The organism is Curtobacterium pusillum, from assembly GCF_007673235.1.
Taxonomy (GTDB): domain Bacteria; phylum Actinomycetota; class Actinomycetes; order Actinomycetales; family Microbacteriaceae; genus Curtobacterium; species Curtobacterium pusillum_C.
Genome location: NZ_VDZH01000002.1, coordinates 685,031 through 700,042, shown reverse-complemented (window position 1 = coordinate 700,042; position 15,012 = coordinate 685,031). Strand labels below are relative to the sequence as shown.

Annotated in this window: 16 protein-coding genes; 6 read left to right on the top strand and 10 right to left on the bottom strand. The window is 68.9% G+C overall.

The window, feature by feature from the left end; translation table 11 throughout:
* Window positions 1-48 precede the first annotated feature (48 nt).
* Both FS532_RS08060 and FS532_RS08055 read right to left on the bottom strand, forming a co-directional pair.
* Complete coding sequence (locus FS532_RS08060) at window positions 49-1,113, bottom strand: BMP family lipoprotein (protein ID WP_144752328.1); 1,065 nt, start codon at window positions 1,111-1,113, stop codon at window positions 49-51.
* Between the two features lie 209 nt (window positions 1,114-1,322).
* Window positions 1,323-2,438, bottom strand: coding sequence for a mannose-1-phosphate guanylyltransferase (locus FS532_RS08055; protein WP_144752326.1), 1,116 nt, complete (start codon window positions 2,436-2,438; stop codon window positions 1,323-1,325).
* A gap of 155 nt (window positions 2,439-2,593) precedes the next feature.
* Here FS532_RS08055 and FS532_RS08050 point away from each other — a divergent pair, with 155 nt between their 5' ends.
* The 6 genes from FS532_RS08050 (at window position 2,594) to FS532_RS08025 (ending at window position 8,142) form a co-directional block, all read left to right on the top strand.
* Window positions 2,594-3,832: a glycosyltransferase family 4 protein gene (locus FS532_RS08050; RefSeq protein ID WP_260852610.1), complete on the top strand. Its 1,239-nt coding sequence runs from the start codon at window positions 2,594-2,596 to the stop codon at window positions 3,830-3,832.
* 79 nt (window positions 3,833-3,911) lie between these two features.
* The gene (gene sdhC / locus FS532_RS08045; protein WP_079236493.1) at window positions 3,912-4,361 is read left to right on the top strand and encodes a succinate dehydrogenase, cytochrome b556 subunit; all 450 of its coding nucleotides are present in this window, start codon (window positions 3,912-3,914) and stop codon (window positions 4,359-4,361) included.
* A 12-nt stretch (window positions 4,362-4,373) separates the two neighbouring features.
* On the top strand, window positions 4,374-4,820 hold the full coding sequence (gene sdhD, locus FS532_RS08040) for a succinate dehydrogenase, hydrophobic membrane anchor protein (RefSeq protein ID WP_079236494.1): 447 nt from the start codon (window positions 4,374-4,376) through the stop codon (window positions 4,818-4,820).
* Window positions 4,821-4,869: 49 nt separating this feature from the next.
* The gene (gene sdhA, locus FS532_RS08035; RefSeq protein ID WP_144752321.1) at window positions 4,870-6,663 is read left to right on the top strand and encodes a succinate dehydrogenase flavoprotein subunit; all 1,794 of its coding nucleotides are present in this window, start codon (window positions 4,870-4,872) and stop codon (window positions 6,661-6,663) included.
* Between the two features lies 1 nt (window position 6,664).
* The gene (locus FS532_RS08030) at window positions 6,665-7,438 is read left to right on the top strand and encodes a succinate dehydrogenase iron-sulfur subunit (RefSeq protein WP_144752318.1); all 774 of its coding nucleotides are present in this window, start codon (window positions 6,665-6,667) and stop codon (window positions 7,436-7,438) included.
* Between the two features lie 62 nt (window positions 7,439-7,500).
* Window positions 7,501-8,142, top strand: coding sequence for a TNT domain-containing protein (locus FS532_RS08025; RefSeq protein ID WP_144752315.1), 642 nt, complete (start codon window positions 7,501-7,503; stop codon window positions 8,140-8,142).
* A 79-nt stretch (window positions 8,143-8,221) separates the two neighbouring features.
* Here the strand turns inward: FS532_RS08025 and FS532_RS08020 are convergent, their stop codons facing one another.
* The 8 genes from FS532_RS08020 to FS532_RS07985 form a co-directional block, all read right to left on the bottom strand.
* A complete protein-coding gene (locus FS532_RS08020; RefSeq protein ID WP_144752312.1) occupies window positions 8,222-8,842 on the bottom strand; it encodes a DUF805 domain-containing protein in 621 nt (206 codons plus the stop codon).
* Window positions 8,839-9,363: a DUF805 domain-containing protein gene (locus FS532_RS08015; protein ID WP_144752309.1), complete on the bottom strand. Its 525-nt coding sequence runs from the start codon at window positions 9,361-9,363 to the stop codon at window positions 8,839-8,841. Before FS532_RS08015 ends, FS532_RS08020 begins: the two co-directional genes overlap by 4 nt.
* Window positions 9,364-9,467: 104 nt before the next feature.
* On the bottom strand, window positions 9,468-9,986 hold the full coding sequence (locus FS532_RS08010) for a DUF805 domain-containing protein (protein WP_144752306.1): 519 nt from the start codon (window positions 9,984-9,986) through the stop codon (window positions 9,468-9,470).
* Window positions 9,987-10,108: 122 nt separating this feature from the next.
* Entirely contained in the window at window positions 10,109-11,041 is a 933-nt protein-coding gene (locus FS532_RS08005) for an NADP-dependent oxidoreductase (protein WP_144752303.1), read from the bottom strand.
* A 262-nt stretch (window positions 11,042-11,303) separates the two neighbouring features.
* On the bottom strand, window positions 11,304-11,870 hold the full coding sequence (locus FS532_RS08000) for a hypothetical protein (protein ID WP_144752300.1): 567 nt from the start codon (window positions 11,868-11,870) through the stop codon (window positions 11,304-11,306).
* Window positions 11,871-12,070: 200 nt separating this feature from the next.
* Window positions 12,071-12,790 carry a hypothetical protein gene (locus tag FS532_RS07995; protein ID WP_144752297.1) on the bottom strand — a complete coding sequence of 240 codons (720 nt, stop codon included), beginning with the start codon at window positions 12,788-12,790 and terminating at the stop codon, window positions 12,071-12,073.
* A 1,163-nt stretch (window positions 12,791-13,953) separates the two neighbouring features.
* Window positions 13,954-14,721, bottom strand: a complete 768-nt coding sequence (locus FS532_RS07990) for a hypothetical protein (RefSeq protein WP_144752294.1) — start codon at window positions 14,719-14,721, stop codon at window positions 13,954-13,956.
* Between the two features lie 31 nt (window positions 14,722-14,752).
* On the bottom strand, window positions 14,753-15,007 hold the full coding sequence (locus tag FS532_RS07985; protein WP_144752291.1) for a hypothetical protein: 255 nt from the start codon (window positions 15,005-15,007) through the stop codon (window positions 14,753-14,755).
* Window positions 15,008-15,012: the final 5 nt, after the last annotated feature.

Sequence of the window (15,012 nt, the reverse complement as noted above, 5' to 3'; positions counted from 1 at the left end):
CGCACGAGAACGCGGGCGAGGGAGGCTCCCCCGCCCGCGTTCGTCGGGTTAGGACTGCGTCTTGACCGTGATCGAGCCGTCGATGATGCCCGCCTTGATCGTGTCGAGCTCCTTCTCGAGGCCCTTGTCGACCTTGTCGGCGAAGTCGTGGAACGGCGCGATGCCGACGCCGTCGTTCTTCAGCGTGCCGACGTACGGCGTGTTGGAGAACTTGCCGTCGGCAGCCTGCTCGACGACGTCCTTCGTGGCGGGTCGCATGCCCTTCTCGACCGAGGTGAAGGCGATGTCCTTGTAGCGCGGGTCGGCCTCGTAGAGGTCGCTGTCCGCGCCGATCAGGACCGAACCGTTGTTCGCGTCCTTGATGGCCTCGGCAGCGGACTGGTAGATCGGGCCACCGACGGGCAGGATCACGTCGGCGTCCTGGTCGATGAGGGTCTGCGCGACGGCCTTGGCCTGCGTGCCGGCCTCGAAGCCACCCGTGAACGAGCCCTTGCCGGTGTCGACGTTCCAGCCGACGACCTTGACGTCCTTCGACTTCTGCTCGTTGTAGTACTTCACGCCGTCCGCGAAGCCGTCCATGAAGATGGTGACGGTCGGGATCTGCATGCCACCGAAGGTCCCGACGACGCCGGACTTCGAGTAGGACGCCGCCGCGTAGCCGGCGAGGAACGCCGCCTGCGAGGTGTCGAAGGTGATCGGCTTGACGTTCTTCGCGTCGATCGAGTTGTCGTCGATGATCGCGAAGTTCGTGTCCGGGTTCTCCGCAGCCTGCTTCTTCGTGGCGTCGGCGAGGTTGAACCCGACGGTGACGATGAGGTTGCAGTTCTGACCGACGAGCTGCTGGATGTTCGAGTCGTAGACGGTCGCGTCCTTCGACTCGGCCTTCTTGTAGGTGGCGCCGAGGTCGTCCGCGGCGTCGACCATGCCCTCGTAACCGAGCTGGTTGAACGACTTGTCGTCGAAGCCACCGGCGTCGGAGACCATGCAGGGGCGGAAGTCGGTCTTCTTGGCCGTCGCGGTGTCGGACGGGGCCGCCGAGCAACCGGCGAGGACGGCAACGGTGCCGGCGAGCGCGAGCGTGCTCAGCAGGACCTGACGGGTACGAGATGTCACGGGTGGGTTCCTCCGGGGAGCGTGCCCGGACCACGTGCGTTCCGGGCGATCGTGGCGACAGTACACGACCGCCCGGCCGGTACAGAACGACCTCGGAGGGGTCTGTGGATCAGTTACGGGATCGCGACCGCGCCGAAACGCGCCCGTAACGCGGAGTCACCGTTCCGCCCCCAGTTCTGGGGGCGTCAAGCGCTTTTCGTGATGGAGCGCTACAGGACGTCGCCGCGGCCGCTGATCTTCAGTGCATCCACCACACCCTTGACCCGCTGCGCGTTCGCACTGGTGGTCACGAGCAGGGCGTCGGGGGTGTCCACGACGACGATGTCCTCGACCCCGATGAGCGAGATGAGCCGCTGACTGTGCGAGACGACGATCCCGCTCGACGAGTCCGCCAGGATGCGGGCGCCGTCGCCCAGCACGGCGAGGTTGTTCGCCCGGCCGCCGGACTGCAGCTTCGCCAGGGACGCGAAGTCCCCGACGTCGTCCCAGTCGAAGTCGCCCGGGATGACGGCCATGCGACCGGCGGCCGCAGCGGGTTCGGCGACGGTGTAGTCGATGGCGATCTTCTCGAGCTCCGGCCACACCGCGTCGACGACGGCCCCGCGGGACGAGGTGTCCCACGCGTCGGCCAGCTCCTCGAGCCCGGCGAGCAGCTCGGGCTTCGTCCGGCCGATCTCGGCGAGCAGGACGTCGGCGCGGGCGATGAACATGCCGGCGTTCCAGAGGTACGTGCCCTGCTCGACGTACGAGCGGGCGGTCTCGAGGTCCGGCTTCTCGACGAAGGACCGGACGGCGTGCGCGGTCGGGGCGCCCTCGATGCCGAGGGGGTCCCCGTGCGCGTGGATGTAGCCGAAACCGATCGCGGGTTCGGTCGGCGTGATGCCGATCGTCGTCACGTAGCCGGCACGCGCGGCGACGACGGCCTCGCGGACGGAGCGTCGGAAGCCGCGCTCGTCGCCGATGACGTGGTCCGCCGCGAACGACCCGATGACGACGTCGGGCTCACGACGACGGAGGATCGCCGCGGCCAGACCGATGGCCGCCGTGGAGTCCTTCGGCTCGCTCTCGAGCACGACGTTGTGGTCCGCGACGCCCGGCAGCTGCGACTCGACGGCGACACGGTGCGCACGGCCGGTCACGACCATGATCCGCTGGTCACCGGCGAGCGGCGCGAGCCGGTCCCACGTCTGCCGGAGCAGCGAGGTGCCCGAGCCGGTCAGGTCGTGCAGGAACTTGGGCGCGTCCGCCCGCGACAACGGCCACAGCCGCGATCCGATGCCCCCGGCGGGGATGATCGCGTAGAAGTCCTCGAGTGCGTCTGCCACGTGGCCACCGTACCGGTGCCGACGGGTACGACCTGGGTGCTTCCCGCACGCTTCCCGCATGCGGTCACCCGCACGGCCTGTTCACCCCGTGCGCGCGCCCCGTTCACGTCGACGGCCCCACCGGGACACACGGCGCGCGGACCATGGGCCGTGCCATGAACGCACGCAGCGTGGAGCGCGGCACGTCCCAACGGACCGTCGCCGTCGTGACCGAGAGCTTCCTGCCCACCCTCAACGGCGTGACCACCAGCGTCCTGGCGGTCCTCGACCACCTGGAACGCCGTGGCCACCGCGCGGTCGTGATCGCGCCGGACACCCCGGGCCTCGCCCAGTTCCGATCCCGGACCGAGGTCGAGCGCTACCGCTCCTTCGACGTCCACCGCGTGCCCGCCGTCGCGTACCGGCAGTTCCCGGTAGCACTCCCCCATCCGGTACTCGACACGATCCTCGCCGCCTCCGGCGCCGACGTCCTCCACGCCGCGAGTCCGTTCCTGTTGGGTGGGCGCGCGATCACGGCAGCCGGGAGGCTCGGCATCCCCTCCGTCGCCGTCTTCCAGACCGACGTGGCCGGGTTCGCCCGCCGCAACGGCCTGACCGCGACCGTCCCGTTGGTCAGGAAGATCCTGGGGCGCATCCACTCCGGCGCCTCGCTGACGCTCGCGCCGTCGAGCGCCACCGCCGCGATGCTGGCGGAGGACGGCGTCCCGCGCGTCGCGCGATGGGGACGCGGCGTCGACACGGAGCTGTTCCACCCGTCACGTCGCCACTCGGGCCACGTCCGTGCGCTGCGTCGGCGCATCGCGCCGGGCGGCGAGACGATCGTCGGGTACGTGGGGCGGCTGGCACCGGAGAAGGAGGTCGAGCGGCTCGCGGAGCTCGGCGGCATCCCGGGCATCCGGATCGTGGTCGCAGGAGGCGGTCCCTCCAGGCCCGTCCTCGAACGACGGCTCCGTCACCTGGACGTGACCTTCACCGGCCCGCTGCGCGGCGACGCGCTGGCGGACGCGTACGCGGCCCTCGACCTGTTCGTGCACACCGGCCCCGCGGAGACCTTCGGCCAGACCCTGCAGGAGGCGCACGCCAGCGGCCTGCCGGTCATCGCACCGGCGTCGGGCGGCCCGTTGGACCTCGTCGCGCCCGGACTCGACGGCGAGCTGTACGACCCGGACGCACCGCAGGCGCTCCGCCGGGCGGTCCTGCGCCTGCACCACGACCGTGCGCTCGCGGACCGGATGGGGTCCGCGGGACGACTCCGCGTCGAGGGCACGACGTGGGAGGCGGTCGGCGACCAGCTGCTCGACCACCACGACACGGCCCGCACGATCGGCGCGCCGCCAGCCACGACGCGGGGTGCACGGGCCGGGTGGCACGAGAAGGTCAGCGCACGCGCATAGGATGGTCGTGTTCCGAACACGAACACGAACGGCAAGGGCTCGCCGATCGGGCGAGCCCGTCCTATGGGAGGACGAGCTCATGGCCGAGCAGACCGGAGGGGGTACGGCGACCGCCGCACCCCAGGTGACGATCGAGGCGCCGCGCGCTTCTCGGACACCGCAGGGAACGCTCTACCGCGGGTCCACCGGCATGTGGTCCTGGGTCCTGCACCGGATCACCGGCGTCGCGATCTACTTCTTCCTGCTCGTGCACATCCTCGACACGGCACTCGTGCGGCTCTCACCGGAGGCCTACAACGCGGTGATCGGCACCTACAAGACGCCGATCATGAACCTCGGCGAGATCGCCCTCGTCATGGCCATCGTGTTCCACGCGTTCAACGGGCTCCGGATCATCCTCATCGACTTCTGGTCGAAGGGCCCCAAGTACCAGCGGGCCATGTTCTGGATCGTGATCGTCCTCTGGGCGATCGCCATCGCGGGCTTCCTGCCGCGCCAGCTCATGAACCTCGTCGCCGACTTCAACTAAGGGGGCACACCGATGACCACGCAGACCATCGAGCCCCCGCGCTCGGCAGCAGCAGCCCGCCGCACCACCAACTGGGAGAAGTGGGGCTGGATCTACATGCGCGGCTCGGGCGTCCTGCTCGTCGTGCTGATCTTCGGGCACCTCTTCGTCAACATGGTGGCGGGCGAGGGCGTCAAGCAGATCGACTTCGCGTTCGTCGCCGGCAAGTGGGCGTCGCCCTTCTGGCAGGTGTGGGACTCGCTCATGCTCGTCCTCGCGCTCATCCACGGCTCGAACGGCATGCGGACGATCGTCAACGACTACGTGTCGAAGCCGGGCATCCGGAAGACGCTGCTCGTCGCCATCCTCATCGCGTGCGTCGTGCTCATCGTCCTCGGCCTGCTCGTGTGCTGGACGTTCGACCCGTGCCCCGCGGGCGCAGCCGCCGCGGACCTGCCCTCCTTCTGCCCGGCGCAGTAGCACCACCCCCGCTGCCGACCGCCTTCCCACCGTCTACGGAAAGACCCCTGTGACCGAGACCACCGTGCACCACCACCAGTTCGACATCGTCATCATCGGGGCGGGTGGTGCCGGCATGCGTGCCGCCATCGAAGCCGGCCCGAAGGCGAAGACGGCCGTCATCTCGAAGCTGTACCCGACGCGCTCGCACACCGGTGCGGCGCAGGGCGGCATGGCGGCGGCGCTGGCGAACGTCGAAGAGGACTCGTGGGAGTGGCACACCTTCGACACGATCAAGGGCGGCGACTACCTGGTCGACCAGGACGCAGCCGAGATCCTGGCGAAGGAGGCGATCGACGCGGTCATCGACCTCGAGAACATGGGTCTGCCGTTCAACCGCACGCCCGAGGGCAAGATCGACCAGCGGCGCTTCGGCGGCCACACCCGAGACCACGGCAAGTCCCCCGTCCGCCGGGCCTGCTACGCCGCCGACCGCACCGGCCACATGATCCTGCAGACGCTGTTCCAGAACTGCGTGAAGCTCGGCGTGAACTTCTTCAACGAGTTCTACGCGCTCGACCTCATCATGGTCGACGTCGTCGGCGAGGACGGCGTCACCCGCAAGCAGCCGGCCGGCGTCGTCGCATTCGAGCTCGCGACCGGTGAGCTGCACGTCTTCCACGCCAAGGCGATGATCTTCGCGACCGGCGGCTTCGGCAAGATGTACAAGACGACCTCGAACGCGCACACCCTGACCGGCGACGGTGTCGGCATCGTGTGGCGCACCGGGCTGCCGCTCGAGGACATGGAGTTCTTCCAGTTCCACCCGACCGGGCTCGCCGGCCTCGGCATCCTCCTCACCGAGGGTGCCCGCGGCGAGGGCGCGATCCTCCGCAACGCCTCGGGCGAGCGGTTCATGGAGCGCTACGCCCCGACCATCAAGGACCTCGCGCCACGTGACATCGTCGCGCGCTGCATGGTGCAGGAGGTCGCGGAGGGCCGCGGCGCCGGCCCGAACAAGGACTACGTGCTCCTCGACTGCACGCACCTCGGTGCCGAGGTACTCGAGACGAAGCTCCCCGACATCACCGAGTTCGCCCGCACGTACCTCGGTGTCGACCCCGTCGTCGAGCCCGTCCCCGTCATGCCGACGGCGCACTACGCGATGGGCGGCATCCCGACGAACACCGACGCCGAGGTCCTGTACGACAACACCACCGTCGTGCCCGGCCTGTACGCCGCCGGCGAGTGCGCCTGCGTCTCCGTGCACGGCTCGAACCGCCTCGGCACGAACTCGCTGCTCGACATCAACGTGTTCGGCAAGCGCTCCGGCAACAACGCCGCCGAGTGGGTCAAGACCGCCGAGTTCCTGCCCCTCCCCGAGGACCCTGCCGCCGGTGTCCGCGACATGCTCGCGCAGCTCCGTGCCTCGACCGGCACCGAGCGCGTCGCCGCCCTGCGCAAGGAGCTGCAGGACGAGATGGACAAGAACGCGCAGGTGTTCCGCACCGACGAGTCCCTCGCGCGCGTCACCGAGACCATCCACACGCTCCGGAACCGCTTCATGCAGGTCTCGGTGCAGGACAAGGGCAAGCGGTTCAACACCGACCTGCTCGAGGCCGTCGAGCTCGGGTTCCTCCTCGACCTCGCCGAGGTCGTCGTGTACTCGGCCCGGAACCGCAAGGAGAGCCGCGGCGGCCACATGCGCGACGACTACCCGAAGCGCGACGACGAGAACTACATGCAGCACACCATGGCGTACCTGACGGGCGACCCGCACTCGTCACTCGCCGACGACCACATCAGCCTCGACTGGAAACCAGTCGTCGTGACGCGGTACCAGCCGATGGAGAGGAAGTACTGAGATGACCGACACCCTGGTCTCCGACGCACCCCGTACCGACACGGTGCAGGACGCCCCTCCCGGTTCGTTCCCCGTCACCCTGATCATCCGGCGCTTCGACCCGGACGTCGACGACGAGCCGCGCTGGCAGGACTTCGACGTCATGATGCTGCCGACCGACCGCATCCTCGACGCGCTGCACAAGATCAAGTGGGACCAGGACGGGTCGCTGACCTTCCGACGCTCCTGTGCGCACGGCGTGTGCGGGTCCGACGCGATGCGCATCAACGGCCGCAACCGGCTCGCGTGCAAGACCCTCATCAAGGACCTCGACGTGTCCAAGCCGATCTACGTCGAGGCGATCAAGGGCCTGCCGCTCGAGAAGGACCTCGTCGTCGACATGGAGCCCTTCTTCAAGTCCTTCCGCGAGGTCCAGCCGTTCCTGCAGGCCAGCTCCGCTCCGGAGAAGGGCAAGGAGCGTGTGCAGTCCGTCGCCGACCGCGCCCGCTTCGACGACACCACGAAGTGCATCCTCTGCGCCGCGTGCACGTCGTCCTGCCCGGTGTTCTGGACCGACGGCCAGTACTTCGGCCCGGCCGCGATCGTGAACGCGCACCGCTTCATCTTCGACTCGCGCGACGACGCCGCTGACGTGCGCCTCGACATCCTCAACGACAAGGAAGGCGTCTGGCGCTGCCGCACGACCTTCAACTGCACCGACGCCTGCCCGCGCGGCATCCAGGTCACCAAGGCCATCTCGGAGGTCAAGCAAGCACTGATGCGGGGCAAGGCCTGACACCGGCCGACGCTCGGCATCGTCCAAGGCTCGGCAAAGACACCACCGATAGGCTCCGCTCCATGACGTTCGCGGACACCCGCCCCATCCTCGACCAGCTCGGCTACACGATCCGCTACGTGCAGCTCCCCGGCGAGACCCTGCACGAGCCGCCCGTCGAGGGTGCGCTCCGCATCGTGCCGGCGCAGCACGACGAGTTCGCGCTCGAGGTCGTCGACTACGGCACCGCCCGTCGTCTCGCGACCGCGCGGGGCGAAGAGGACGCGGTCGAGATGCTCCGGCGGTTCCTCAACCGTCCGTTCCCGGCGCCGCGCGACATCCCCCGCTACGAGCTCGACGGGATCCGCGACCGCGCGGCGTCCACGTACCCGCAGCTCGCGCAGCAGGTCGCGCAGGCCGGCGAGCAGGGGCTCACCATCCAGATCCCGGCGGGTGTCCCGGTGGACCGCATCGGCGGCCCCGACGGCTACCTGCTCCACCCGCTGGACACCCCGGCGCCGCAGCGGTCGCTGCCGCCGCACGTCGCCCAGGCGCCGGAGACGCACCGATACCTGGTGGAGCGGCCGTTCCTGGTGACGGTCCGGTTCGTGCAGCCCTGGTTCGACCAGCCAGGAGGCGCGCTCCGGTTCCAGACGGCGGATCCGTCCGTCACGGTGCGGGACCTCGTCGTGGACGGCTCGCTCTCCCGCCTCCGGGTGGTCTGACACCGAGTCGCTCCGCGACACGCCCAGTACGACGAAGCGGCCCTCCCCTGACGGGGAGGGCCGCTTCGTCGTGCGTGGGTCAGCCCAGGTCGGGGCGGTCGTACTGCGCGCCGGCCGGGTTCGGGCCGAGGCATCCGAACACGACGGCGGCGATGCCGACGAACAGCGCGATGATCCAGAACGGGCCGGCGAGGTTGGCGTCGTGCACGCGGCGCCACCCGAGCGCGATGTTCGGCACGAGCGTCGCCAGCCACCAGAGCCCGAGGAGGCCGATGAAGACGAGGGCGAGCACGGGTGCACCGGTCGTCGTCGTCTGCGTGTTGCCGTACGCGTCCGTGGTCGTGTTCGCCCCGAGCCAGCTGAAGAGGGACACCAGGTACCCCCCGAGGAGGACGATGGTCACGATGGCGTTGCCCAGCACCCAGAACCAGTACTCACTGCGACTGGCGCGCCCGTCGAACCGGGCGTACTTCTTGAAGAACCGCGTGAAGGCGTCGAGGAACCCGATGCCGTACCAGGGGGCCCACAGTGGCGGGGCACCGTCGGGGCCGACCGGGATCGGCTGCGCGTACTGCGGGTACGGCTGGGCGTACGGCTGCTGCGCGTACGGCTGCTGCGCGTACGGCTGCTGCTGACCGGACGGCTGCTGGGGCTGGCCGCCTTCCGGTTGGCCCCACTGCGGCGTGCCGTCGTTCGTCATCGGGCACCCTCCGGGCGGTCGAAGCGCGCACCATCGGGATTCGACGGCAGGAACATCATGATGAAGACCGCGATCGCGCCGAAGAACGGGATGATGAGCAGCAGCGCGAGGAGCCCGCTGAGGTTCGCGTCGTGCAGGCGCCGCACGATCAGCGCCAGCGTCGGGATGATGAGCGCGAGGCCGATGATCCAGAACGGCGTGCCCACCAGCGGGTTCGTCGACATGGTCGAGAAGCCCGTGTAGTTCGAGGTCGTCGTGGTGGTCGTGGTACCCGTGGCGGCGGTCAGGATGCCCGAGATGATCGACCCGACCGTGCCGATGATGGCGCTCCAGAGGTACCACCACCAGTACTCGCTCCGGCTCGCGCGACCGGAGAACTTCGCGTACTTCTTGAAGAAGCGCGAGAACGCCTTGCCGAACGAGATGCCGTAGTACGGCGCCCAGAGCGGCGGCTCGCCCCCGGGTCCGGTCGGTGCCGGCTGCTGGCCGTACGGGTTCTGGTTCGGGTACTGGTCACTCACGGGGTCCCCCTGTGTGTCGGCTGACGGTGTCGGCTCAGAGTCAACCAGAACGCCGTCACCCCCGTCAGTTCGTGACGGGGGTGTCGGGACCACGGAACGGCTGGTCAGCCGCGATCGGGCCGATCGTACTGCTGGCCCTGCGGAACGGTGCCGATCAGCCCGACGATGAGCGAGAACAGCACCCCGATCGGCGGGAAGATGAAGAACAGCGCGAAGTACCCGCTGAGGTTCACGTCGTGGAGCCGTCGCACGGTCAGGGCGATGAACCCGATGAACGTCGCGAGCGCCCACAGCCGGACGACGCCGTCGTCGCCGTTCGAGATGAACGGCAGGACGTTGAAGACCGATCCGACGATGCCCGCAGCGACGTTGCCGATCACGTACCAGAGCGCCCAGAACCAGTACTCGCTCTTGCTGGCGCGGCCGTCGAACCGGACGTACTTCTTCCAGAAGCGCAGGAACGCCTGCGGGAACGGGATCCCGTACCAGGGCGCCCAGAGGGGCGGCTGGCCCTGCTGCTGCCCGTTCGACGTCGGAGCGCCGTACGGGTTCTGCGCGCCGTAGGGCTGCTGCCCGTACGGGTTCTGGTTCTGACCGTACGGCGGCGGGTACTGGTTGCTCACGAGTTCGATCCTTCCGGCTGCCTGTCGGCGCCCACGCTCTTGATGCACACGCTGTCGATGCACACAGAGTCAAGCACGTCCAGGCGGGCGAGCGCGTCACCCCAGCGGAGGACCCGGACCGGTCAGGGAAGGAGCGCGAGCTTCCCGCCGGGGTGCTGCGACTCCAGCAGCCCCGCGGCTGCCTTGGCCTCGGCCAGGGGGAAGGTGCGTGCGACGGGCACCTCGAGCTGGCCCGCTCCCGCGAGGTCGATCAGCCGCTGCCGGACCGAGTCCCGGAACGCCTTGCTCTCCGGCTGCCCGCCGCCAACCGCAGGGAAGCCGTCGCGTGCCGCCCGACCCTGCGCGGCGATCGTCACGATGCGGCCGCGATCCGCGACCAACGCGAGCGAGACGTCGACGGCCTCGTCGGTGCCGACGCAGTCCAGTGCCACGTCGACACCGGACGGTGCGAGTTCCCGGATCCGCGCCTCCAGGCCCTCGCCGTACGCGACCCACTCGCCACCGAAGCGTCGGACGGTGTCGGCGTTGCGCTCGGACGCGGTCCCGATGACCCTCGCGCCGAGCGGGCGGAGCAGCTGGAGGAGGCTGACGCCGACCGCGCCGGACGCGCCGTGGACGACGATGGTGTCGCGCCCCTCGGCGCGCGTGACGCGGATCATGTCGGCCGCCGTGGCGGCGGCGAGCAGGAGGTTCGCCGCCTCGGGGAAGCCGAGCGTGGCCGGCTTCGCGAAGACGTCCACAGCGGGGACCGTGATCCGTTCCGCCCATCCGCCGGCGACGCGGAAGGCGAGGACCTCGTCGCCGACGGCTCCCCCGCCGGAGGCGATCTCGGTGTCCGGGGCGATCGCGCTGAGGACCCCGGCGACCTCGTAGCCGACGGCGATCGGCAGGTCGGACGGGTCGCCCTGCCGGGTGTGCTTCGTGTCGGCGGGGTTCATGCCGGCGGCGCGGACGTCGATCGTGACCTCGCCGGGGCCGGGCGCGGGGACCTCGGCGTCGACGTACTCGAGGACTTCGCTGCCACCGAACCGCGGGACCACCCAGTGTTTCGCCATGGTGTGGACGGTACCCCGGTCAGCCGAAGCCGTCTGAGCGGGCCGCGCCGGCGAGCCGCACCGCTGCAGGTCGATCCAGCGGCCGGCCGAACGCGGCTCCCGGGCGAGCGAGCCTACCGGAAGCGCGTTTCGAGGTCACCGAACTCCACCCGGTCGGACCGCGTCGTCGCGTCGTCGAACCCCGCGCGTGCGAGGACGTGGCGCAGCACCGCGAGAGTCCGATCGCTGTACGCGCGCTCATCGGGCCGGCCCGTGCGGGCCGTCACGACGGATCCGTGGGTGTCGCCCGAGCGATCGCCGTGATGCCGTTGGCCTGCAGGGTGGACCACACTTCGTGCACGGCCGACTTCGAGTCCAGTGCATCGTCCGCGAACAGGTAGCAGCCGTCGTCCGCGTGGTGCGTGCGGACTCCGGACGTCGCGGTCTCGACCTCGCCGATGCGATCGGACACCCAGGTGCGCTGCCCGATCACCGGGGCGAACTTGCCACGTCCCTCGGCTGCGCTCGCCCCGTCGTCGTCGAACACCGCCGCCGAATCCGGTTCCCACGCGATCACGAGCCCGCGGAGGACTCCCTCCACCAGATGGGGATCGATGGACCGCCGCTCCCCGTTCCGGAACGGACCGGCGATCGTCACCTGCACGGAGTTGGCCGGCATCCGCTTGACGACCCGCGACGATCCGACCCGGAGTCGTACCGCCAGGAACCCTGCTGCCGCTTCGCGGGCGACACTGAGGACGTACCCGTGCGCTGGGAAAGCGATGTGCTCGGCGTCTCGGTGCACCCTGACGGCCACCACCGGACCGAGGAGGGTGGCATCAGCGGACACGGTGCTGTCATCATCGACGAGCGTCCACGCATCGGCACGGCCGAGGATCTCGTCGTACGCCCGGAGTTGCCGAGCGAGCCGGCTTGCGAGAGCGCTGACTTCTTCACCACGAGCGTCCCAGGCGGCGCGCGCAGTGAGCCGGCTCGTCCGGCACCACGCCGGCCATCCGTCCCCGCTCCGTGGGGACGACGTCACGCCGTTCATGCGGCGCGTGCGATGGTCTCGATGCCGTTCGCTTGCAAGGACGCTCGAACCGCAAGCGCGGCAGACCACGAGTCCAGAGCGTCGTCCGCATCGAGGTAGGTGCCCTGCACGTCAGCCCTCGCGGCGACACCCGGACTGACAGTCTCGATGGTGCCGATCCGCCGGGAGACCCACGCTCGCTGCCCGATGACCGGAGTGAACCGCCCGAGGCCCTCCGTGGCTCGCGCCGCGCCGCCGTCGTACGCCGCAGCCGTGTCCGGGTCCCACGCTCGCACGATCGCTCGCAGCACGGCTCCGACGAGTTCGACACTCGGTGCTCGCGATGCACCGTCGACGGTTGGACCAGTCACGGTGGCCATCACGGAGTTCGCGGGTCGTCGGCGCCCCGGGACCGATGCGCCGACTCGTAGACTGAGAGAGACGAATCCCCACTCGCCCGTGCGGTTCGCGAGCACGTTGTACCCGTGGGCGGGCCATTCCGTGCCGTCGTCACCCCGTTCGACACCACCGCGAACCAGTGCCGTCAAGGTCGTCGATTCGTACTCGTCGACCAGGCCGACGCCGTCGAAGTTCCACGGCCGACGGTCACCGAGCGCTGCGTCGATGTCCTGTAACAGCACGAGCAGGGAATCCGCGAGGTCGGTCACCTCCGCTGGGCGTCCGTCCCACTCCGCCCGCACGAGCACCCGGCCACGGACCCAGTTCGGGTAGTTCATCGTCCTCGTTCCAGTTCGTTCATCAGGCACGCGGCGTGGAGATCACCGCGAGGTCACTCGGCTGAACATCAGCATCCCGCAGCTACTCGCGGACCGCAGATCGGACACGTGCCACCCGAGTGCCGCTCCGTCTGGGAGCCCGTCCGACTGACGGTTTGCTTGGTCGATCATCTTCGCGATGTCGCCGAACTCGAGGACCGAGCCGTCGGGCCGACGGACACCGGAGATCGAGGTGGGATCGGCAAGATCCTTGCCGATGTAACGTCAGATGAGGGCGGCATCTACGTTCAGGTCGACCATTCGATTTGGATCAGCGCGAGCCCGAACTCGGCACAGCGAGGCTCATCCGGCAGGGATCGACTGCGCATCGTTCGCATCGAACGTAGCCAGCATCTCTTGGATCGCGGAGGCGGAGTCGAGATCGTCGTCAGCGAAGAGGTAAGCCCCTCCCTCGGCAGCAGTCACGGTCACTCGGGAAGTGCTCCCCGCGATCTCTCCCACGCGACTCGACACTCAGGAACGCTGGCCCGCAAGCGGAGCGAAGTGCCCTCGCCCAGCGGAAGCCTGCGCACCGTCGCGGTCACGGACAGCAGCCGAATCCGGATCCCAGGCGGCCACCATCCCCTGGAGCACACCTTCCGCGAGAGTGGAGTCGATCGACAGGCGTTCACCGTCCTCCCGCTTCGGCCCGAGGATCGTGACGACACACCGATTGGCCGGAGCTCGACGGCCGGGGCGAGACACTCCAACCCGAAGGTCGATCGCAATGTGACCTGCAACGCCCTCTTTGACGAGGGTCAGCTCGTAACCGCGTGCGGGAAAAGGCGCACCTTCCGCGTCCCGGAACACGTGCTCGGTGAGGACTGGAGCGAGCGCGTCCGGTGTGGACGCGATTGTCTCCGAGGACTGCTCGAACCGTATGCGCCACTGCTCGGAACCTCCGAGAAGCCGGTCATAGGCTTGCAGCTGCATTGCCGACCGACTCGCGAGCAATTCCTCGGACTCTGCTCGGGAGTCCCACACGCCCGTCGCCGTTGCCTGAGAAGTTCGCAACCACTGAGGAAAGGACATTCATTCACGGCTCCATCGGCGTATAGATGACGGAAATGTCGTCGGCCGTAAGTCCGAGGTCGCTCGCCCGACGAAACCCGAGCCACATCACGTCACCACATCGGGGCTTTGAACGGTAGCTCCAGCATCGAATTCGTCTCGAATGTCGTCCGCATGTTCCGCACAGCTGCCGCCGCGTCGAGTTCGTCATCAGCGTAGACGTATGTTCCACCATCACCGCGGACAGTGGAAATTCCCACATCCGTCGACGCGATGACACCGACGCGCTCGGATACCCATGCCCATTGCCCCACGAGCGGTGGGAAGTCCCCTCGCTCTTCGCGATTGGCGATGGCCAGCGCCTCCTTGTTGCGGAGCGCGGCCGAGTCCGGCGCCCAGACTCGGATCATGGCGCTGAACGCCATGGCCGCGTACTCGGAGTTGATCGCCACGCGTCGACCATCCCGCCTGGGAGCACCGAGCGTGAACGTTACGTAGTTCGAGGGAAGCACCCGCCCAGGCTCGGACGAACCTACCGAGGCCAGAATCGAGTGGAATCCGCCTTCGCCGTCCTTCGACAATTGGATGGAGTACCCCGCCGATGGATGGTCGACGCCGTCATCGTCACGGAAGACCGCCCGCTCCACGTGCGTGAGCAGTTCGCCACCCTCGGGATCCACCGGAAGGTTCCCATGCGGAGCATTCACCGTCCACGGACCGACACCAAGGAGCTCATCCGCGCGACGAAGGTGGTCAAGAAGTCGGATCGACACGTCCAACGCGCTCTCGCCGCGACAATCCCACTCCGCAGTTCCGAGCACGGTCTCCCGGCGAAGCCAGTTCGGGTACGGGATCTCCCCGACGTTGACGAGCCCACTCATCGCGTACAACCCCCCGTTCGTGCGGTCCCGATCAGCGGACGACGCCGCTCGCGATCAGTTCCTTCAAGTCACGGAGCAGCGTGATGTACATCTCGAGCGCGTCGGACTCGTCTTGGTAGTCCCGCGGACCGATCTCGACCGCGCGCTCGTCCGTCGACACCACGCGGTAGCCGCCGTCAAGCTCGTAGATCGCCACCGCATCCGGCTTCCCGGTGGGCTGCTGGAACCACACCGCACGCTCGAGGCCCTCGGCAGCGATGATCTCCTTGGCAGTTGCGCGATCCATGTTCT

Excerpts from the sequence above, each read along its gene's own strand:
- FS532_RS07985 (WP_144752291.1), bottom strand. The coding sequence starts at position 15,007 with ATGGATCGCGCAACTGCCAAGGAGATCATCGCTGCCGAGGGCCTCGAG.
- FS532_RS08050 (WP_260852610.1), top strand. The coding sequence starts at position 2,594 with ATGAACGCACGCAGCGTGGAGCGCGGCACGTCCCAACGGACCGTCGCC.
- FS532_RS08030 (WP_144752318.1), top strand. The coding sequence starts at position 6,665 with ATGACCGACACCCTGGTCTCCGACGCACCCCGTACCGACACGGTGCAG.
- FS532_RS08025 (WP_144752315.1), top strand. The coding sequence starts at position 7,501 with ATGACGTTCGCGGACACCCGCCCCATCCTCGACCAGCTCGGCTACACG.
- FS532_RS07990 (WP_144752294.1), bottom strand. The coding sequence starts at position 14,721 with ATGAGTGGGCTCGTCAACGTCGGGGAGATCCCGTACCCGAACTGGCTT.
- FS532_RS08005 (WP_144752303.1), bottom strand. The coding sequence starts at position 11,041 with ATGGCGAAACACTGGGTGGTCCCGCGGTTCGGTGGCAGCGAAGTCCTC.
- FS532_RS07995 (WP_144752297.1), bottom strand. The coding sequence starts at position 12,790 with ATGAACTACCCGAACTGGGTCCGTGGCCGGGTGCTCGTGCGGGCGGAG.
- sdhC (WP_079236493.1), top strand. The coding sequence starts at position 3,912 with ATGGCCGAGCAGACCGGAGGGGGTACGGCGACCGCCGCACCCCAGGTG.
- FS532_RS08020 (WP_144752312.1), bottom strand. The coding sequence starts at position 8,842 with ATGACGAACGACGGCACGCCGCAGTGGGGCCAACCGGAAGGCGGCCAG.
- sdhD (WP_079236494.1), top strand. The coding sequence starts at position 4,374 with ATGACCACGCAGACCATCGAGCCCCCGCGCTCGGCAGCAGCAGCCCGC.